General features: G+C 65.8%; 16 protein-coding genes. 8 read left to right on the top strand and 8 right to left on the bottom strand.

Features of this window, described 5'->3' with window-relative positions; genetic code table 11:
* Nucleotides 1-2: 2 nt before the first annotated feature.
* The 5 genes from QRM95_RS04775 to QRM95_RS04755 all read right to left on the bottom strand — a co-directional run bounded on the left by QRM95_RS04775 (nucleotide 3) and on the right by QRM95_RS04755 (nucleotide 6,721).
* On the bottom strand, nucleotides 3-962 hold the full coding sequence (locus QRM95_RS04775; protein ID WP_285246676.1) for a carbohydrate ABC transporter permease: 960 nt from the start codon (nucleotides 960-962) through the stop codon (nucleotides 3-5).
* A gap of 54 nt (nucleotides 963-1,016) precedes the next feature.
* Nucleotides 1,017-2,315, bottom strand: a complete 1,299-nt coding sequence (locus QRM95_RS04770) for an ABC transporter substrate-binding protein (RefSeq protein WP_285246675.1) — start codon at nucleotides 2,313-2,315, stop codon at nucleotides 1,017-1,019.
* 229 nt (nucleotides 2,316-2,544) lie between these two features.
* Entirely contained in the window at nucleotides 2,545-3,759 is a 1,215-nt protein-coding gene (locus tag QRM95_RS04765) for a sensor histidine kinase (protein WP_285246674.1), read from the bottom strand.
* Nucleotides 3,760-3,898: 139 nt separating this feature from the next.
* A complete protein-coding gene (locus QRM95_RS04760; protein WP_285246673.1) occupies nucleotides 3,899-5,398 on the bottom strand; it encodes a C-glycoside deglycosidase beta subunit domain-containing protein in 1,500 nt (499 codons plus the stop codon).
* Between the two features lie 30 nt (nucleotides 5,399-5,428).
* A complete protein-coding gene (locus tag QRM95_RS04755; RefSeq protein WP_285246672.1) occupies nucleotides 5,429-6,721 on the bottom strand; it encodes a C-glycoside deglycosidase beta subunit domain-containing protein in 1,293 nt (430 codons plus the stop codon).
* 118 nt (nucleotides 6,722-6,839) lie between these two features.
* Here QRM95_RS04755 and QRM95_RS04750 point away from each other — a divergent pair, with 118 nt between their 5' ends.
* On the top strand, nucleotides 6,840-7,709 hold the full coding sequence (locus QRM95_RS04750) for a ThuA domain-containing protein (protein ID WP_285246671.1): 870 nt from the start codon (nucleotides 6,840-6,842) through the stop codon (nucleotides 7,707-7,709).
* Nucleotides 7,710-7,712: 3 nt separating this feature from the next.
* Here the strand turns inward: QRM95_RS04750 and QRM95_RS04745 are convergent, their stop codons facing one another.
* A complete protein-coding gene (locus tag QRM95_RS04745; RefSeq protein ID WP_285246670.1) occupies nucleotides 7,713-8,648 on the bottom strand; it encodes a carbohydrate kinase family protein in 936 nt (311 codons plus the stop codon).
* A 42-nt stretch (nucleotides 8,649-8,690) separates the two neighbouring features.
* Nucleotides 8,691-9,476 (bottom strand): alpha/beta hydrolase, encoded by a 786-nt coding sequence (locus tag QRM95_RS04740; RefSeq protein ID WP_285246669.1) that lies wholly within the window; start codon nucleotides 9,474-9,476, stop codon nucleotides 8,691-8,693.
* A gap of 179 nt (nucleotides 9,477-9,655) precedes the next feature.
* Here QRM95_RS04740 and QRM95_RS04735 point away from each other — a divergent pair, with 179 nt between their 5' ends.
* On the top strand, nucleotides 9,656-10,684 hold the full coding sequence (locus QRM95_RS04735) for a hypothetical protein (protein ID WP_285246668.1): 1,029 nt from the start codon (nucleotides 9,656-9,658) through the stop codon (nucleotides 10,682-10,684).
* An 88-nt stretch (nucleotides 10,685-10,772) separates the two neighbouring features.
* On the top strand, nucleotides 10,773-11,990 hold the full coding sequence (locus QRM95_RS04730; protein ID WP_285246667.1) for a DUF320 domain-containing protein: 1,218 nt from the start codon (nucleotides 10,773-10,775) through the stop codon (nucleotides 11,988-11,990).
* Between the two features lie 134 nt (nucleotides 11,991-12,124).
* Here the strand turns inward: QRM95_RS04730 and QRM95_RS04725 are convergent, their stop codons facing one another.
* Complete coding sequence (locus QRM95_RS04725) at nucleotides 12,125-12,784, bottom strand: GntR family transcriptional regulator (protein WP_285246666.1); 660 nt, start codon at nucleotides 12,782-12,784, stop codon at nucleotides 12,125-12,127.
* A gap of 214 nt (nucleotides 12,785-12,998) precedes the next feature.
* Between QRM95_RS04725 and QRM95_RS04720 the strand changes: the two genes are divergently transcribed.
* The 5 genes from QRM95_RS04720 to QRM95_RS04700 are packed head-to-tail and all read left to right on the top strand — an operon-like array spanning nucleotide 12,999 to nucleotide 18,353.
* Nucleotides 12,999-14,213, top strand: a complete 1,215-nt coding sequence (locus QRM95_RS04720; RefSeq protein ID WP_285246665.1) for a 4-oxalomesaconate tautomerase — start codon at nucleotides 12,999-13,001, stop codon at nucleotides 14,211-14,213.
* Nucleotides 14,210-15,235 (top strand): amidohydrolase family protein, encoded by a 1,026-nt coding sequence (locus QRM95_RS04715; protein WP_285246664.1) that lies wholly within the window; start codon nucleotides 14,210-14,212, stop codon nucleotides 15,233-15,235. Before QRM95_RS04720 ends, QRM95_RS04715 begins: the two co-directional genes overlap by 4 nt.
* A gap of 19 nt (nucleotides 15,236-15,254) precedes the next feature.
* The gene (gene ligK / locus QRM95_RS04710; protein ID WP_285246663.1) at nucleotides 15,255-15,938 is read left to right on the top strand and encodes a 4-carboxy-4-hydroxy-2-oxoadipate aldolase/oxaloacetate decarboxylase; all 684 of its coding nucleotides are present in this window, start codon (nucleotides 15,255-15,257) and stop codon (nucleotides 15,936-15,938) included.
* 46 nt (nucleotides 15,939-15,984) lie between these two features.
* Nucleotides 15,985-16,905, top strand: coding sequence for an amidohydrolase family protein (locus tag QRM95_RS04705; protein WP_285246662.1), 921 nt, complete (start codon nucleotides 15,985-15,987; stop codon nucleotides 16,903-16,905).
* A 41-nt stretch (nucleotides 16,906-16,946) separates the two neighbouring features.
* Entirely contained in the window at nucleotides 16,947-18,353 is a 1,407-nt protein-coding gene (locus tag QRM95_RS04700) for an MFS transporter (protein WP_285246661.1), read from the top strand.
* Nucleotides 18,354-18,411 lie beyond the last annotated feature (58 nt).

The following is an 18,411-nucleotide window of genomic DNA, read 5'->3' as shown; positions in this document are numbered from 1 at the left end:
GGTTAATCCTCAGGATTCGATCGCGTCAGCCGCTGCTGGATCACGGCGAAGACCAGGATGATGAAGGCGAGCACCAGGGCCAGGGCAGCGCCGCCGCCGAAGTTGCCCAGCGCGAATGCCTGCTTGTACACCTGGGTGGCCAGCGTTTCCGTGGCCCCTGCCGGGCCACCGCCGGTAAGCGCCATGATGGGGTCGAAGACCCGGAGGCCCTGGACAATGCCCAGCGTGGTGGCGATTGCGACGGCGGGACGGATGGCCGGCAGGGTGACGTTCCGGAAGCGCTGCCACAAGTTGGCGCCGTCGATTGCCGCGGCTTCTTCCACCTCCACCGCAACACCCGTGAGTCCGGCCATGAAGATCACCATGGCGAAGCCGGTGGAGGACCACACGAGGACCACCAGGACTGTCCAGATGGCCCACTGGGGGTCTGCGAGCCAGGGCTTTGCCAGCTCACCGAGGCCCACCGCCTTCAGCAGGACGTTGATGGGACCGTTGAAATCGAAGATGTACTTCCAGATGTAGGCGGTGGCGAGTGGGCTGAGGACCACCGGCATGAAGAACAGAGTGCGGAGGATGTAGCGCGTCTTCACCACACGGTTGAGTCCCAGCGCAATGATCAGCCCGGCGATGTTGCCCAGCAGTACCGATCCGAACGCGAGGAACAGTGTGTTGGAGAGGGCGCCAACCTTGGTGGGGTCCTTGAAGATTGCCTCGAAGTTGTTCAAACCGGTGATCTTGAAGGAACCGATTCCCGTCCAGTTGGTAAAGGCGAAGAACCCGCCGATACCGGTTGCCACGTAGTGGATGGCGATGACGAGGGCGATCCCGGGGAGCGCCCACCACCAGTGTCCAAATTCCAGGGAGCGGCCCCGGGGACGGGCAGGCCTGCCCGTCCCGGGGGCGCGCTTGCCTCGCCGGGATGCTTCTGCTGCTTCGCTCTTGGGTTGCATCGTCGCAGTCATGATAATTCCTTGCTTGTCCCGTTGAGTCGTTGGAACGGTAGTGGAGTGGAAGACTTACTGTCCCCAGGCGGCATCCATGGCCTGCAGGACCTGGTCAGTGGTCTTCTGCCCGGTGATCAACCCCTGGACGCCGGTGGCCAGGGCGTCGTAGACGGACGAGTTGGGCCACTGGCTGTTGGGCAGGGGCCCGTACTTTCCGCCCTTGATCAGGTCGGCTACGTTCTTGTAGGCACTGCCGCTGAAGTCGTAGCTGTCCAGTCCGCTGACAGGAAGGGCGCCGTCAATCTCGGCAAAGGCCTTGGTCTGTTCCGGCTCAGCCGCCCAGTCGAGGAAGGCTTTGGCAGCGTCCTTGTTCTTGGAAGCAGCATTGATGGAGAACGCGTAGTTGGCACTGGCGAACGTGTAGGCCTTGTCCGAGGCCTGCTCGGCCGGGAGGGCGCGGACATCGAATTCCGAACCGGCGGCGGCGGTCTTCAGCTGCTTCCAGCTTGGGGCGGGGATGAAGCCGGCAACGGATGTTCCGCTGGCAAGGCCCTGGGTGATGGCATCAAATCCGGCGCCGGCGGCACCTTGCTGGAAGCAGCCCGCATCATTGAGCTTCTTCACGGCGTCGAGGGAAGACTTCCACCCGTCCGAGCCGGCAAACGTCACCTGGTTTGCGGTCCGCTTGGCATTCCAGTCAGGATCGCCTGCATAGACCCGGCTGGCAGCAAGGGACATGGCCATCAGCCCGGTGTTCGGGGCAGCCGCGCCGGCCAGGGCGAAGAGGGACTTGCCGGAAGACTGAAGGTTCTTGCACTGCTTCTCCAAGGCGGCGAAGTCTGCGGGGAAGTCGGTGATGCCGGAGGCCTTGGCGGCCGTTTCGTTGGCCACCAGCCCTACGACAGTGATCTCCATGGCCTGCCCGTAGACCTTGCTGTCCGCGCCGAAGAGGGCGTCACTGCCGGAGGGAACCAGTTTCTTGGCGGCATCGTCCAGCGGCTCCAGGAAGCCTGCCTGTGCGAGGGGAAGGATGCTGCGCCCCTGTCCGGAACCCGGCGTCGTGACCACGACATCCGAGGCGTTGCCGGCCTGGAGTTGGGTCCGCAGGGTCTGGTCGTAAGAATCATTGGGCTGCGGGTTGAACGTGATCTTCACGTTCGAGTGGGACTTCATGTAGTCCTCCGCCAGCGTCTGGAAGGGGCTCTCGATGTTGTTGGAGGTGGCGAAGGAGAGGGAAAATTCCTGGGATCCACCGGAAGAAGAGGTGCTGCTGGCGGAGGTGGAGCAGCCAGAGAGGGCAAGGGCCGCAATGGTGGGAACGGCGAGGGCGCCGACCACCTTCAATCCCGCGGGGCGACGGTGCTGTGTCATGTCCAGCCTTTCAGACTTCGTTGTCGAGGAATCCGGGGTCGTGACCCCGGTCACTCACAAGTATGCGGGAGATGTGTAGAAAAAGCACATAAGTATTGCAGATGACAGACATAAGTTTCACGAAGGTTCGCAGAAGGATCGCATAGAGAGCCGTGATGGCGGGGCGGGTCCAGCACGCCCTGTGCGGGCTGCCTTTCGACGCCGGCCCAGGCCGGGGCGCAGCGGCTGCTTAGCTGCCCGGTCCCAGGTGAACGGTGACGACAGTCCCGGATTCAGGGGCGGGACCGAGGTCAAGTCGTCCGCCGGCCGCGGCGGCAATCCGGGCACAGGTTGCCAGGCCCAGGCCGGATCCGGGCGGGTCGCCCTGGCGGTCGAGGCGTACCAGCGGATCGAGCACGCGTTCACGGTCGCCGGAGGCGATGCCCTTGCCGTTGTCGATTACGCGCAAGACCGCACCATCTTCGCCGCGGTGACCGGTGATGTGGATGACCGGCGGGACGCCAGGCCGGCGGTAGGCCAAGGCGTTGTGGATGAGGTTCTGCAGGAGCACCCGGGTCTGGACCGGGTCCGCCGTAAACAGCAGCTCCCCCGAGTCCACGGACGCTCCCGACTCCTCCACGGCGGTGGCCAGGTCCACGATGACATCCCCCACCAGGTCCGCCAGGGAAACCGCGGCCGGCTGCAGGTCACCGCCGATCGTGGCGAAGGCCAGGACATCCTCAACCATTGCCAGCATGCGCCGCCCGGTCCGGCCCACAATGCCCAGGTACTCCGGAAGCCGGGCTTCGTCGCCTGCTTCTGCGTCCATTTCGCCCAGCTCCACGAATCCGAGGATCGAAGTCAGCGGGTTACGGAGGTCGTGGCTGATCCGGCCGGCAAACTCCGCCAGGAGGGTGTTGCTCCGCTCGGCTTCGGCCAGCGCATCGGCCAGGCGGCGTGCGCGGTGTTCCAACTGCAGGACGTCGACGATTTGGGCGGCGAGGATTTCAAGGCCCCGGAGTTGTTCGCCGCTGAGCCGGCCGGTTTCCCGGGCGCCGGCACAAAGGGTGCCAAGGACAAACCCGTCGTCGGTCACCAGCGGAATGGAGGCGTAGAACCTGACACTGCTGCGCCGGCCGTCCACATAGGGGTTTTCGCGGTACCGGGGGTCCAGGGAAGCGTCCTCAAGGACGGTGGGTTCACCGCTAAGGAACCCCACCGCGCACATCGAGTCTTCCCTGGTGCACAAATACGGTTCCATGCCCGCGGTGGCCGCCTGGTACTGAAGGTCTTCGGTGATGATGTTGATGGCTGTCACCGGCTGGCCACAGACCGTGCGGGCGAGTTCAACAAGATTCTGCAAGCGTTCAGACGCAGCCGGAACTTCGACCTGTCCGTCCGGACCTGGAATGGGCAGTCCGGTTCCGGCGAGGACTGCGTCGCGAACCATCTCGTTCACCGTCATGGCCGGCGGCCCTTGCCATCAGGGCGCTCGAACCAGCGGCCATCCGCACGTGCGGTGGCCAAGCCTTCCATGCCGGGATCGTCCACCGGTCCAGCATCCCACACAGGCGCCGCCGGGCAGGGAGAACACGGAGGGCTTGCTAAATCGAGGAGCCGGCCCTCGATTCCGCCTTCGGCGCGGAACGCATGCTCTTCCGAATCAGGTCATGCTGCCTGCGCACCAGCAGCAAGGGGTCCACCTCCCCCAGTTCGGCGAACGCATGGCCCTCCCATTCACTTGACCAGTAGCCGCGGTAGCCGCCTTCGACGAAGACGCGCACCAGCTCCGGATAGTCGATTGCAGGCTCGTTGCCGTCGTCGTCGATGTCGTAGAACTTGGCGTGGACGTGCAGGATCTGGGGCATGATGTCTGCCCATTCCCGCGGACTGACATGGCCGTGCATGTTGAAGGCGAGATGGGCGAAGGAGCCAAGCCGGGCAGGATCGAAGGCCCGGCCCTTCAGGTATCCAATGAACTCCTCCTGGCGGGCCCGCATCGGTGCATCAGTGGCCCAGATGGCCTGCAGCTTCTCCACTGCTTCGCTATCGAGCCCGGCACGGCGGACGGCCCGGAGGAGCGTGGGCGACATGCTGTGCATCGTCGAGGAAAAATCGGCGACAAAACCCAGCAGCGGCGAATGGAACTCTGCATACACGTCCCGGACCTTCATGATTTCCGGCGAGTTCGGCCCCAGCGGGGCATGGATCTCGTACGCGAGCTGAAGGTCCAGTCTTTCGGCCAAGGGCAGGAGCCGGCGCAGCAGGTCCGGCTTGGCGCTCTGGATCCGGACCAGCGGGAAGCCAAGTTTCTTGGCCCCGTGGAAAAGAGTCTCCGTGAACTCGTACTCCTCGTCCGGGGTCATGTCACGGTCGCGCCGCCGGCCCATGTCCAGGTTGGCCCCAAAGGAGCTGGCGGTGAAGCCGTGCTTGTCGAAGGCAGCGTGCCACGACCGGGCGAAATCATCCGTGACGCGCGGATAGGACGGCAGCACCTGGGAAGCCACAATTTCGATGCCTGGCCCGATTCCCAGCTCTGCAACGCGGTTGAGGAGGCCGTCGAAGTCGTACCAGCCGGCCCTGAATTCGGCGCTTGCCGAGTAGAGCGTGAGGCCCAGCGAGAAGGGGTCCCCGGCAGCCGCGGGCGGAGGCGGCGTGTCCGCCGTCGCCAACGCAGGTGCGGGTGCCGGCCTGTCCGTGACGCTCAATTCCAGCGTCTGGTTCACAAAGTTGGGGACGTACATGCCCGGACCGCCATCCGGGCCCGGGGCAATCTGCATGTACGGCAGCCTCAGCTCACCGATGAGCTGGACCGTGTGCCGGCTGCCCAAGGTGGCGGCAGTGGCCCTTTTGGCGATGAGGAGGGGGTGGTCCTGGAGGTACCAGAGGGTTTCGCTTTGGGCGGCCAGATCCGGGAGTGCGTAGCGGATGCCACCAAGTTCCAAGGACAAGTCCCCGGCGGGGACTTCCTCGCCGTCGATGGTGAGCCTCAGGCAGGTGACCGAGGAGAGCCAGAGGCTCCGGTACCACGGCAGGGTCAGGGAGAGGGCAAGGCCCGCCGGGTGGGCCCGGAGGCTGGATTGGTCAAGGAGTCCGTTCGGCATGGGTGTCTCTTTACTGGGAGCAGGAATAGGTCAGACGAGGTCGGAGGTGATGCGCCGGATCAGGGCGTGCTGGCGCCGCACCTGCTCGATGGCCCGCCACGGAGTCCGGTCGCCCTCGTACTCGCTGGAGAGGAAGCCGGTGTAGCCGGAGTCCTTGAGGGCTTGAAGCACCGGGCGCCACGGAATCTGCTGGTCTTCCAACTGTTCGTTGATGTCGTGGAATTTCGCCTGGATGAACACCACGTATGGTGCTATGTCCTTCAGGTCTGCGGGGTCCACGCCGATCCCGTCCAGGAAAGCGGGGCGTGCCTCCCGGGTCTCGCCTTCACGCAGCGGGATGGGGCGGTCCTGGAAGATCCCTGTATCGATGAGCAGGCCGAAGTTCTTGGTGCCAGTGCGCTCGATCAAGCCAATGTAGTCATCCACCACGGGATGTTTGATGGGTGTTGGTGAGTGGATCTCGGGGCAGATGACCACGTCCAACTCATGCGCCAGGTCCAGCGAGCGCTCCACGGATTCGGTCCAGATGGGGTCCGGTACAAGGTCACCGGAGATAACGCCGATCTTGGGCCGGACAAAGCTGAAGCCCAGCATGCCGGCAAGTTTCAGGTCGCGCTGGAGCGCTTCCGCCCCTTCCGCAGCGGTCATGGACCGGCCCGGGTGCAGCCGGGTGTCGATCCATGACCCGTAGTTGGTGGGCTCGAGGGAGTACTTTTCCAGCAGGTTGAACCAGGTGTCGATCCAGGCCGGCGAGGGTTCCGGATAGCCGGGGACATGCGCCTCGCCGAGAATCTCCACCCCCGTGGCGCCGACATCGGCAACGTGGGCCAGGGCGGTTTCCAGGTCCAGGACCGTTCCGTAGTCGCCCATGTAGCTGTAAAGGGAGACGCCGTAGCGGAACGTACCCTCGCCGCCTTCGGGGGCCAGCGTGACCTTTCGGCTGACCCGGTGGATGGTGGGCTGGTGCTCCACCGGAATGTAGGACATCCGGAGGCGCAGTTCAACGGTAAGGTCGTGCACTCCCTGCGGCAGGCCGCCGTCGAACGGCACGGTGACCACCGCCGCTTCCTCCAGCGGCCAGCGGACGCCGTCGCTGTCCCATAGCTGCTGCAGGGTGAACGTGCGGCCACCGAAACTCCACAGCGGGACGTCCGGTTCCACATCCACCAGGCCGCCGACACGCACCGCGACGCCGTCGATGAGGGACGCGGCCATGCCCCGGTAGGAGGGCATCCGGAGCCGGAACTGGAAGCCCGTGACGCGGCCGCCTTCGGTGACATTACGGAAGCCGGCCGACTGGATGAGGTCTCTTTCGAGAAGCATCGTTGCTCACTCTCTCTAGGTTCCCAACGAGCATACACGCATTATGTCGCTTTTCTACTAAAGTATGTAGACTTCCATCCTAACTTCCCCACTTTTCAAGAATCGAGGCGTTGATGCCATGACCGAGATGTTGAATGCCCTCATCCTTTCCGGGCACATGACCCGGGAGCACGACAACGAGGTCCGCAGCTTCCGCCAGCACAACCAATGGCTCACCACCGTCCTTGAGGACACCGGCCGGTTCCGGGTCAGGGTGGTGGAGGAGCCCCGGGGGCTGGGGTCGAACATCATCGACAAATACGACGTTGTCCTGGTGGTCTTCGAGGGCCGTGACGGCTACCACGACAAGGCGGTGGGATTCGGCCCGGAGACCGACGCCGCGTTGCTGAAGTTCGTGCACCAGGACGGCAAGGGCATCGTTTGGTTCCATGGCTCTGCCGTGCAGGAGGACGACTGGGGCTACCCCGAGGAGTACAACATCATGCGTGGCGCGAAGCTCAGCGTGCCCACCGGACTCCGCCCGCGCCCGTGGGGGGAAGCCTTGCTGCAGACCGCCGAGCCCCGCCACCCCATCACGGAAGGCATCAGCGGGACCTGGACAGTGACCGGAGACGACATCCTGACCGGCGTCCACCTCTACGAAGGAGCAGAAGTGCTTCTCTCGGTATTCGACGACCTGGAATCCTACGAGCACGCACCCATGTGGCCGATGCCCCACTATCCCGTGGCCATCCCCCCGGAAGGACCAAGCGGCCTTCCGGGCATTAATACGCAGCAGCCGCTGGCCTGGATCAACAGCTACGGCGAGGGCCGCAGCTTCACCATCACCATCGGGCACGATATCGACACTTTTCGGCGGATTGAGTTCATCCGGATGTTCCCCCGCGGCGTTGAGTGGGCCGCGACGGGGAAAGTCACCCTGGAAGGGCCGGACCGGCGCGGTGAGCGCCGCTTCCTGCCGTGGCCGTACTACAACCACGAAGGATAGCGGCTACCCGCCCACTGTGTTCAGTTCGGTTCGGGTGGGCGGGTTGGCGCCGGGGCGCGACACCGTGACGGCAGCTGCGCGGGCAGCGTGCGCCAGGAGTTCGGCCAGCCCTTCGGCGGGCAGGTCGCGCAGTTCCTCGCGGTTCTGCGCGCCGTCCAGCTCGCGGTCAACCAGGCCGGAGAGGAGCGCGGCCATGAACGAGTCGCCGGCGCCCACGGTGTCCGCCACCTCCACTTTGGGCGCGGGTACTGACGTTTCGCCGGCGCGGCAGACACCCCAGGGCCCGTCCGCGCCGCGGGTGACCACCACCAGGGCAGGGCCCTCCTCACCGCCAAGCGCCAGCCAGGCGCGCGCGGAGTCCAGCACATCCCGGCCGGGGTAGAGCCATTCCAGGTCTTCGTCGGAGGCCTTGACCACGTCCGCCAGGGTGACGAACTTCTCCGCCTGCCGGCGCGCGTAGTCCACATCGGTGATGATGCTGGGACGGCAGTTGGGATCGAAGCTGATGGTGGCGGACGGGTGGGCATGCTCGACGGCGGCCAGCACCTCGGCGGCGCCCGGCGCCAGCATAGTGGCAATGGAGCCGGTGTGCAGCAGCGTGGTGCCCTGCAGCATGAAGCCGAGCCGGTCCACGAGGCCGGGCAGTTCCCAGGCGAGGTCGAACGTATAGGTGGCGGCGCCGTCGTCGTCAATCAACGCGGTGGCAACGCTGGTAGGCAACCCGTCCGGAGGCAGCGGCAGCATCACGGAACTGGCGCGAAGGTGCGCGGCCACGGAGTCGCCGTAGGCGTCCCGGCCGTAGCGGCCGATGAACTGCACCGGATGATCCAGCCGGGCCAGGCCGACCGCGACGTTGAGGGGGCTGCCGCCCACGTGCGCCTCGATTCCCGAGGCACGCTGGACGACGTCGACAAGGCCTTCGCCAATAACTGTGAGCATGGTCATACTCTGCCAGAAAGCGGGCCTGGCCAGCAGTTCATGTCAGCCCAGCAGCCGGGCCACCAGCTCGCGGCACACCTCATACGCCGGGGACTCGGGATTGATCAGGTCGAAGTGGTCACCGGGCACCATGACCAGTTGCGCATTCACGCCTCCGGCCCCGCTGGCGTCCACGTACAGCGCAGACATGGCCAGCGGCACGTCGTCATCCGCCTCAGCATGCACCGCGTAGACCGGGACATCCAGCGGCAGGGCGGCCATAGGGTCGGCGCGGCGGTAGCGTCGGGGAAATTCCGACGACGGACCGCCAAGCAGGTTGGCCACCGCGCCGTTGCTGAGGTTCAGGCGTTCGGCCTCGGCCACGTTCAGGACGCCCGATTGGCTGACAACCCCCGCGAGGCGGACGCCGCCGGTGTCCGCGGGCTCCCCGCCCGGCCCCAGCCCGGCCAGGCGCCCGCGGCCCGCGGCCCAGACGGCAAGATGACCGCCGGCAGAATGGCCCAAGGCCACCACTTTGCCGAGATCAAGCGAGTGCTGCCCTGCCAGGTCGGCGAGTTTGTCGATCCCGGCCAGGACATCCTGGAAGGTGGCGGGCCAGCCCCCGCCGTTGCCGGCGCGGCGGTACTCAAGGTTCCAGGCAGCCATCCCATGTTCGGCGAGATCCAGGGCAAGCGGCTCCCCAAGCTCCGCCCCATACGTTGAGCGCCAGTAGCCGCCATGGATCACCACCACTACCCCCCGCTGCCCGGCCGCGGGAAGATCTGGCAGGAAAAGCTCACCCCATTGGCTGGGGTCCGCTCCGTAGGAGTACTTCAGCCGCTGCACCATGTGCCAGAGACTACAGGGACTGGGAATGGGCGGAGGCCGCGCCGGTGATTGGCCCGGACGATCCGCCGTAAGCGAAAGTTCCCTCTTGTTTAATTCTTCTATTCACTGGACTTGGCTTCCCACCTGTGCCTAAGCTGGGTGTTGCTTGTAAGAGCAATCTCTGGGGGGAGGCGTTCTGAGTGAAGTCACATCTTGATCCGTGGGCTTTTCTCCGCCCCCTCCTGCTTGCCCTCGCCGCTACTGCCGCCTGGGTAGCCCTGTCCGCCGCCGGGGCCTCTGCCGATACCGGAGCTGATGATTCGGACGCCCGGCATTCCCTGCTGGGATCGGTCGGATCATCCCTTCGCTCGGCCACCACCAACGTTGCACATCAAGCCAAAGGTGCCTTGGAACCGGTGGAGGCCTCCATCAAGGGCGGTCCGGATCATGCGCCTGTCTCGAGTGTTCCGGCGCTGATCCCCACGCCATCCCTGGGCCCGGCGGTGAAAGACGTCACCGGACTTGCCGACCAGGTGGTGCAGGCCGTACCTGTAGCCAACATGGTAGTGCCGGCCGGCACGGTGGGCACAGTGGTGGACCCGGTTGCCGGCACGGTGGATACCGTGGTGGACCGTACAGTGAAAACCGTGGCCCCAGTTGCCGGCGCTGTCCTTGAGCCGCTTGACCCCGTTGTGGAACCGGTCATCGACTCAGTTCCGCTTCCCGGCGTAAACCCGGCTGACTCCGGCCCGGTTCCGCCCGTGGCCACCGACGCCATCGACATTGTCACCCCTGAACCGGCGGGGACCACCGCCCCTTCCGCGGCCGGCCTTCCGCAGGCGGGCCAAGAGACGGATGCGTCGGTCACGGTCGCGAACACCGATGCCGGCGGCACCGCGCCGGGTCGAGCCGCGATGAGTCAGCTGGACGCCCTGCCAGTAACCGTCCTGGCCTGTGATACCCGAATGGATTCGGCGGCAAATGCGCCGTCACTTGCCGAAGCCGGCCCGGACCACGCTCCAATCCATGAACCTTCGGATGCCCTCCCGGGCATGCCGGGTGCCACTACCGGCGGAAGCAGCCCCTCCGGCGGCAACGGCCCGGCCGTCCCCGCGTGGCTCAACGCCCACCATTTCTTTATTCCCGCGGCGGGTACCGCCGCCATCGAAGGCCGCCTGCTGGCGGCCCCCGCACCGGTGTCCTTCGACCCCGGATCTTCTCCTGACTAGTTGAGCCCCTCCGCGCATTCACGTGCGGAATCTGAGCCAATTCCGGGCTAAGCAGTACGCCCACTTCAACTTTTCAGGAGAACTCAAAATGATGCATCGCAACATTCGCAGGTGCCTGCTCGGCACCGCATTTGCCGGTGGACTGCTGGCTTTCGGTGGTGTCGCCGCCAACGCAGCAGACACCACAACCTCGGGAAATGACGGGCTGCTTTCAGGAACTCAGGTGGTGGCCCCGATCAACATCCCGGTCATCCTCGGAGCCACTTCGCTGGGCCTTGTTGGCGACTCTGCAGCGAGCACACAGAATGCCGGAGCACCGGCAGCACCCGCTCCGGCACCCGCCGCATCCACAAACGGCGGCGACGGGATCGCATCCGGAACCCAGGTAGTGGCGCCGATCACCGTTCCCATCACCCTGGGGGCAACCTCAGTGGGCGCCGTAGGCGACTCGGCAGCAAGCACACAGAGTCCCGCAACTTCGGGCACGGCACCGGCAGCACCCGCTCCGGCACCCGCCGCATCCACCGGCGGCGGCGACGGCATCGCATCCGGAACCCAGGTGGTGGCGCCCGTGACTGCGCCCATCAACCTCGGGGCCACGTCTGTTGGCCTCGTCGGGGATTCAGCTGCCAGCACCCAGAACCCAGCCACTTCGGGCACGGCACCGGCAGCACCAGCTCCGGCACCCGCCGCGACCACCACCGGTACTGACGGCATCGCATCCGGAACCCAGGTGGTCGCCCCGATCACCGCGCCGATCAACCTCGGGGCCACGTCCGTGGGCCTCGTCGGGGATTCAGCCGCAAGTGTTGAAGGCGCCGGCACCACAGGCACCACGACGGCACCCGCTGGACCCATCACCACCGGCGGAACCGACGGACTCCTCTCGGGAACCCAAGTGGCGGCCCCGATCACTCTTCCAATCTCCCTTGGTGCCACCTCCGTGGGCGTGATTGGTGATTCGACAGCCACCGTAGTGAACCCTCCGGTTGTCACGCCGCCTGTTGTAACTCCTCCTGTGGTGAACCCCCCGGTGGTTACTCCTCCGGTCGTGAACCCTCCGGTAGTTACCCCTCCGACCGTCACCACCCCTACGGTCACCACTCCGTCCACCGAGGTTCCGGCGGCCCAGCCGGCGGCCGGCGCCTCTGACGTCCGCGCCGCAGCGGCTCCAATGCAGGCCAACTATGCTGCAGCCCCGGCCCTCGCCAACACGGGAGCAAATACCGGCATGTTGCTGGTGGGCCTGCTGTTCCTGGCCTTCGGCGGTCTGCTGACGCTGGTCCTGCGCCGGAAGCAGTGCTGACCTAATCCCGAAGTGCGGTGGGCTGCCCCAGGCAGCCCGCCGCACTTTCCCGCGCCCAAAACCTAGGGCCGCCGAGCAAGCCACAGCGGAACGGCGGCCGCAGAATCACGCGGGCAGGTAGGTGCAGACGGGTGTCAGGAATGCGTTGAGCGGATGACGTCCGCGACGCTCTCTAGGTGCACCCGCATCGCGTCAGCGGCGGCATCCGGATTGTGCGCGCAGACAGCGTCGATGATCGCGAGGTGTTGGGGCAGCGAAACTGCCGGCCGGCCGGGCTGCCGGGCGAGCCGGAACTGGAAGCGAACGGCCTGGCCGCGGAGCCGGTGGATGGTAGCTGCGGCCGTTTGCTGTGCGCTGATGTCGATGACCCTGGCATGCAGGATCTGGTTGCACTCCGAATAGGAGTCCCGGTCGCCGCGTTCCACGGCGTCCTTCATCCGCCCGGCAAGCTCCTGAAGCTCGACGGCTTCATCGTCCGTGATCCGTTCGGCCGCCTTCCGTGCGCAGAGCGCCTCGAGGGCGGCACGGACCTCGGTGATCTCCACCGCCTCTTCCACGGAAACAGCGCGCACGCGGGCGCCGCGGTTCTGGACCCGCTCCACCAAGCCTTCGACCGTCAGTTCTGCCAACGCCGCCCGAATGTTTCCCCGGCTGGCTCCATATTCGGCGGCCAGGTCCGCCTCCACCAAGCGCTGATTTGGCACCAGGTCTCCGCCCACGATGGCAGACCTCAGCATATCCACCAGTTCGGCAACCGTAAGGGACCGGGCCGTGGTACCTCCCAGGGTTTCCATGCTTCGCCACCTCCGTGCGCCTGTCCAAGGCAAGCAATATTGTCAACAACTTTGTACCAGCCTACTTGCCCCTCCTTCCAGGGACATCCACGGCAAAGCGGACCGTCAACATAAATGTATAAGAAATTGTTGACAATCTTGAATGTAACTTGGTTCACTTGAGGCGACGGCGTCGCAACCGAGGGCGCCCTCCCACATCACCGAAGGACAGACCATGGATGAGGGCATTCCCTTGACGGCGAGCGCAGGCCGAGTGGACCCAGTGGCTCCGCATACCACGCCCGCTCACGTCGGACACCCCGCCGGAGACCAAACCCCCGTACCCTGCTGGCTTATGCGGGGCGGGACCTCGAAGGGTCCGTTCTTCCGTGCAATCGACCTGCCCGCCGACATTCCAAGCAGGGATGCGGTCCTGCTGGCGGCCATGGGCTCACCGGACCCGCGACAGATCGACGGACTGGGCGGCGCCCACCCACTCACCAGCAAAGCCGGGATCGTCTCGACCAGCGATCGGGACGGGGTGGACCTAGAGTTCCTGTTCGCCCAGCTCCAGCCGGACAGCGGCCAGGTGGACACCACGCCCAACTGCGGGAACATGCTGGCCGCCGCGCTCCCGTTCGCGATTGAGTCAGGCCTTCTGACTCCCGACGGCGACACCACCACGGCGCGGGTCCTCACCGTGAACACCGGCATGGTCGCCGAGATTACGGTCCGGACGCCCATGGGGCCGGCAGGACGGTACGTCGAATACGCCGGAGACACCCGGATCGACGGTGTTCCCGGCACGGCCGCGCCAGTGACCATCAACTTCCTGGACACGGCGGGCTCGGTCTGCGACTCACTGCTGCCCACCGGCAACCTCCGCGACACCGTGGATATCGCCGGGGTGGGGGCGGTGGAGGTGACCTGCATCGACAATGGCCAACCGCTGGTGATCATCAACGCCGGTGACCTGGGCCGCACGGGGCGGGAGTCCGTCGTCGACCTTAACAAGGACACCGAACTCAAGGGCCGCCTTGAGGACCTGCGGCTGGCATGCGGAAAACTCATGGGCCTCGGCGACGTGACGGGCAAGAACTACCCCAAAATGACCCTGGTCTCAGCGCCGGCCTCCGGCGGTGCGGTCAATACCCGCAGCTTCATCCCGCACATCTGCCATGAATCCATCGGCGTGCTCGCCGCGGTCACGGCCGCCACCGCCGCAATCCTCAAAGGGACTGTGGCGCACGACGTCGCCGTACTGCCAGACGGAACCGCGCCCACGGTCGCAGTTGAACACCCCAGCGGTGAATTCACCGTCGAGCTCGGCCTGGACGCCCACGACCCCACCAAAGTGGTCAAATCCGCGCTGATCCGCACGGCCCGGCTTCTCATGGCGGGCGCCGTCATGGTCCCCGCCCATCCCTCATTCCAGGAGCACACACTGTGATTATCGACATCCACGGCCACTACACCACGGCGCCGGCCGCCCTGGGGCAGTGGCGGGACCGGCAGGTCGCCGCACTGCAGGATCCCGCCTTGGCGCCGTCCCCGGCAGATTTGAGAATTTCCGACGACGAACTCCGGGAGAGCATCGAAGCGAACCAGCTGCGGCTCATGGACGAACGCGGGATCGACCTCACCGTCTTCTCGCCCCGGGCTTCCTTCATGGCACACCACATCGGTTCCTTCGAGACCTCGGCCGAGTGGGCGGCGATCTGCAATGAGCTCTGCTACCGGGTCAGCCGGCTCTACCCGGACCGGTTCGTCCCGGCCGCGATGCTTCCCCAGTCCCCCGGCGTGGATCCGGCCACATCCATCCCGGAACTCACACGCTGCGTTGAGGAATACGGAGCCGTGGCTTTGAACCTGAACCCCGACCCTTCCGGCGGGCACTGGACCGCTCCGCCGCTGACGGACCGGTACTGGTACCCGATCTACGAAAAAATGGTCGAATTCGACATCCCCGCCATGGTCCATGTCAGCACGAGCGTCAATCCAGCCTTCCACACCACGGGCGCGCACTACCTCAACGCTGATACCACCGCCGTCATGCAACTCATCCAGGGCGACCTGTTCACCGACTTCCCCACCCTAAGACTCGTCATCCCGCACGGCGGCGGTGCCGTCCCGTACCACTGGGGACGCTTCCGGGGCCTGGCCATGGCACTGGGCAAACCGGCCCTCGAAGAACACCTGCTGCGCAACGTCTTCTTCGATACCTGCGTCTACCACCAGCCCGGGGTCGATCTGCTCCTGGACGTCATCCCCACCAGGAACATCCTGTTCGCCTCCGAAATGATCGGCGCCGTCCGGGACATCGACCCCTGCACCGGCCACAATTTCGACGACACTGCCCGCTACCTCGACGCCGCCGGGCTGAACGAAGCCGACCTGGCCGCCGTCCACGAACAGAACGCCCGCACCGTCTACCCCCGCCTCAACGCCCTGCTCAAGCAGCAGGGCCGCTAGCCATCCCAGGAGCCCGAACATGCAGGAACTCGGCGTGGTCCACACCACCATCACCCGCGCAGCGGAACAAGACGTCAAAGCCCTCTCCGCCTTCGGCGTCAGCACCATCCACGAAGCCATGGGCCGGCTGGGCCTCATGCGCCCCTACCTCCGCCCCGTCTACCCCGGCGCCGCCATGTGCGGCACCGCCGTCACCGTGCTGCTCCAGCCCGGAGACAACTGGATGATGCACGTCGCCGCCGAACAGGTCCAGCCCGGGGACGTCGTGGTGGCCGCGTGCACCACCGAAAGCGAAGACGGCTTCTTCGGCGACCTGCTCGCCACCTCACTCAAAGCCCGCGGCGCACGCGGATTGATCATCGACGGCGGCTGCCGCGACGTCGCCGCGCTGGAGGAGATGGACTTCCCGGTCTTCAGCCGCGCCATCAACTCCAAAGGCACCGTCAAAGCCACCCTCGGATCCGTCAACATCCCCGTTATCTGTGCCAACGCCCTGGTCAACCCGGGCGACGTAGTGGTCGCGGACGTCGACGGCGTCGTCGTCGTCCCCGCCGCGCGCGCCGCGGACGTCGCGGAGGCTGCGCGGAAGCGCGAAGACAACGAAGAGGCGAAACGCCTCCGTTTTGCCAACGGAGAACTCGGACTCGACATTTACAACATGCGCGGACCCCTCGAAGCGGCAGGCCTGCGCTATGTCCACTGACGCACGCGGGACTGCCGCCCATTCACCTGCCGGCCAAAGGAACCCCATGGACAGCACCTTCACCAAGTCACCCGGCTGGCTCGACTGGTACAGCAACCCCTCCACGCCACGCTTCACGCTTCCGGCGGGCACAGTGGACGCGCACTGCCACGTCTTCGGGCCCGGGAACGAGTTTCCGTTCGCGCCGGAGCGGAAGTACACGCCCTGCGACGCCGGCAAGGACCAACTGTTCGCCCTGCGGGACCACCTGGGCGTCAGCCGCAACGTGATCGTGCAGGCCACCTGCCACGGCGCCGACAACAGCGCCATGGCGGACGCCGTCGAAGCCTCCGGGGACCGGGCCCGCGGAGTGGCCACCGTCCGCCCGGACATCAGCGACGCCGAGCTGGAACGGCTGGACGCCGCAGGCGTGCGTGGTGTCCGGTTCAACTTCCTGAAGCGGCTGGTCAACGCGGCACCGCAAGAGGAACTGGCCGCAATCGCCCGCAGGATCGCCCCGCTGGGGTGGCACGTAGTCATCTATTTCGAAGGCCAGGACCTCGAAGGGCTCGAAGGGTTCTTCGGGTCGCTGCCCACTCCGCTGGTGGTGGACCACATGGGGCGCCCCGACGTGGCCAAACCATCGACCGGACCGGAGTTCGGCCGGTTCCTGCGCTTTGTGGAAAACAATGACGTCTGGGTCAAGGTCAGCTGCCCGGAACGGCTCAGCATCTCCGGCCCGCCCGCGCTGGACGGAGAGCCCGCCCCGTACCGGGACGTGGTGGCGTTTGGCCGCACCGTCGTCGAGGAATTCCCGGACCGTGTCCTGTGGGGAACCGACTGGCCACACCCGAACCTCACCCACCACATGCCGGACGACGGCCTGCTGGTGGACTACATTCCGCACGTGGCCACCACCCCGGAGCTTCAGCACAAACTGCTTGTCAGCAACCCCATGAACCTCTACTGGCCCGGCGAAAACGCCTAGCCCTCCCCCGGATCCTCCGACCTCTTGCCCCAAGGATTTCAATGATGCATTCCAACGCCGCCAACCGCCTCGACCGGTTGCCAATTTCCAAATTCCACAAGATCGCCCTGGTGGCCGTCTCGTTCGCCTACTTCTTCGAGTTCGCCGACATCAACAGCTTCGCCACCACCGTGCCCAAGCTGATCAAGCTGTGGGGTGTCAGCGTCAACGAGGTGGCGTACGTGACGTCCGCATCCTTCGTTGGCATGTTCTTCGGCTCACTCATCGCCAGCTGGATGGCAGACCGCTGGGGCCGCAAGAACGCCCTGGTCATCACCACCCTCTGGTACGCGACCTTCTCGCTGGTAGCCGCGTTCTCCTGGGACATCGTGTCGCTGGGCCTCTTCCGGATCCTCACCTCGGCCGGGCTCTCCGCCATGACCGTGGTGGCGGTCATCTACGTCAACGAACTGTTCCCCGCGGCCAAGCGCGGCAAATACCAGGCGTACGCGATCGTCATCGGCATCTGCGGGACACCGGCCACCAACCTCATCGCCAGCCTGGTGGTTCCCCTGGCGGACTGGACCTGGCGGCTGGTCTACGTGTGGGGCGCACTGGGCATCCTCTTCATCCTGTTCACGCGGCGGCTCAAGGAATCCCCGCGCTGGTATGAAAACAAAGGCGACTACGCCAAGGCGGACGCCATCCTCAAGGAAATCGAGGCTACCGTCAGCGCAGAAAAGGGAGCACTCCCCGCGCCCGCCGCCCCGGTCGAGACTCCAGCCGCCACCAAGGCACCCCTGACGCTGCTGCTGCAGAAGAAATACCTGGCACCCACCCTCCTGCTCACCGTCCTCTGGGTCACCCAGACCATCGGCTTCTTCGGCTACTCCAGCTGGGCACCGACGCTGCTGGCCAAGGAAGGCTTCAGCGTTGAAAACTCCATCTTCTACGTGGCGCTGACCACGGTCGGCGCGCCCCTCGGCTCATACCTCGCATCCCTGGTCACGGACCGCTTCGAGCGGAAGTGGTGCCTGGTGGTCTTTGGCACCGTCATCGCCGTGTGCGGCCTCCTCTACGGCCTCACGTTCAACCCGGTGCTGATCGTCCTGTTCGGTTTCCTGGTCAACTTGTTCGAGCGCGGCTACACGGCTCTTGCCTACGCCTACTCGCCCGAACTGTTCGACACCAACGGACGCTCCATGGGCACCGGCGTATCCTACGGACTGGGCCGGCTTTCAAATGCCGCCGGTCCGCTGATCATCGCCGCCCTCTATAACGGCAGCGGCTACCAGAGCGTCTTCTTCTTCATCGCCGGCACCTGGCTCTTCGGCGCCGTCGCCCTGGCCATCTTCGGCCCCGCAACGCAAAAGGCCCGCTTGTTCGCGGCAACGGGGGCAGACCCCGCAGCCGGGCCGGTGGACGGAACCGCCGCGGTCGGGACGCACGACGGCGGCATCCACCACTAATCCGCGCGATCCAGAGCCCGGTGCCGCACGGCGGCACCGGGCTCTTTCCGTTAACTCC

This window comes from Pseudarthrobacter sp. efr-133-R2A-89 (genome assembly GCF_030209315.1).
Lineage (GTDB): Bacteria > Actinomycetota > Actinomycetes > Actinomycetales > Micrococcaceae > Arthrobacter.
Note: the sequence above shows the minus strand (reverse complement) of the source record. Positions and strands in the feature narration are given on the sequence as shown.

Excerpts from the sequence above, each read along its gene's own strand:
- QRM95_RS04730 (WP_285246667.1), top strand. The coding sequence starts at position 10,773 with ATGATGCATCGCAACATTCGCAGGTGCCTGCTCGGCACCGCATTTGCC.
- QRM95_RS04765 (WP_285246674.1), bottom strand. The coding sequence starts at position 3,759 with ATGACGGTGAACGAGATGGTTCGCGACGCAGTCCTCGCCGGAACCGGA.
- QRM95_RS04745 (WP_285246670.1), bottom strand. The coding sequence starts at position 8,648 with ATGCTCACAGTTATTGGCGAAGGCCTTGTCGACGTCGTCCAGCGTGCC.
- QRM95_RS04705 (WP_285246662.1), top strand. The coding sequence starts at position 15,985 with ATGGACAGCACCTTCACCAAGTCACCCGGCTGGCTCGACTGGTACAGC.
- QRM95_RS04775 (WP_285246676.1), bottom strand. The coding sequence starts at position 962 with ATGACTGCGACGATGCAACCCAAGAGCGAAGCAGCAGAAGCATCCCGG.
- QRM95_RS04760 (WP_285246673.1), bottom strand. The coding sequence starts at position 5,398 with ATGCCGAACGGACTCCTTGACCAATCCAGCCTCCGGGCCCACCCGGCG.
- QRM95_RS04725 (WP_285246666.1), bottom strand. The coding sequence starts at position 12,784 with ATGGAAACCCTGGGAGGTACCACGGCCCGGTCCCTTACGGTTGCCGAA.
- QRM95_RS04720 (WP_285246665.1), top strand. The coding sequence starts at position 12,999 with ATGGATGAGGGCATTCCCTTGACGGCGAGCGCAGGCCGAGTGGACCCA.
- QRM95_RS04755 (WP_285246672.1), bottom strand. The coding sequence starts at position 6,721 with ATGCTTCTCGAAAGAGACCTCATCCAGTCGGCCGGCTTCCGTAATGTC.
- QRM95_RS04750 (WP_285246671.1), top strand. The coding sequence starts at position 6,840 with ATGACCGAGATGTTGAATGCCCTCATCCTTTCCGGGCACATGACCCGG.
- QRM95_RS04740 (WP_285246669.1), bottom strand. The coding sequence starts at position 9,476 with ATGGTGCAGCGGCTGAAGTACTCCTACGGAGCGGACCCCAGCCAATGG.
- QRM95_RS04700 (WP_285246661.1), top strand. The coding sequence starts at position 16,947 with ATGATGCATTCCAACGCCGCCAACCGCCTCGACCGGTTGCCAATTTCC.
- ligK (WP_285246663.1), top strand. The coding sequence starts at position 15,255 with ATGCAGGAACTCGGCGTGGTCCACACCACCATCACCCGCGCAGCGGAA.
- QRM95_RS04770 (WP_285246675.1), bottom strand. The coding sequence starts at position 2,315 with ATGACACAGCACCGTCGCCCCGCGGGATTGAAGGTGGTCGGCGCCCTC.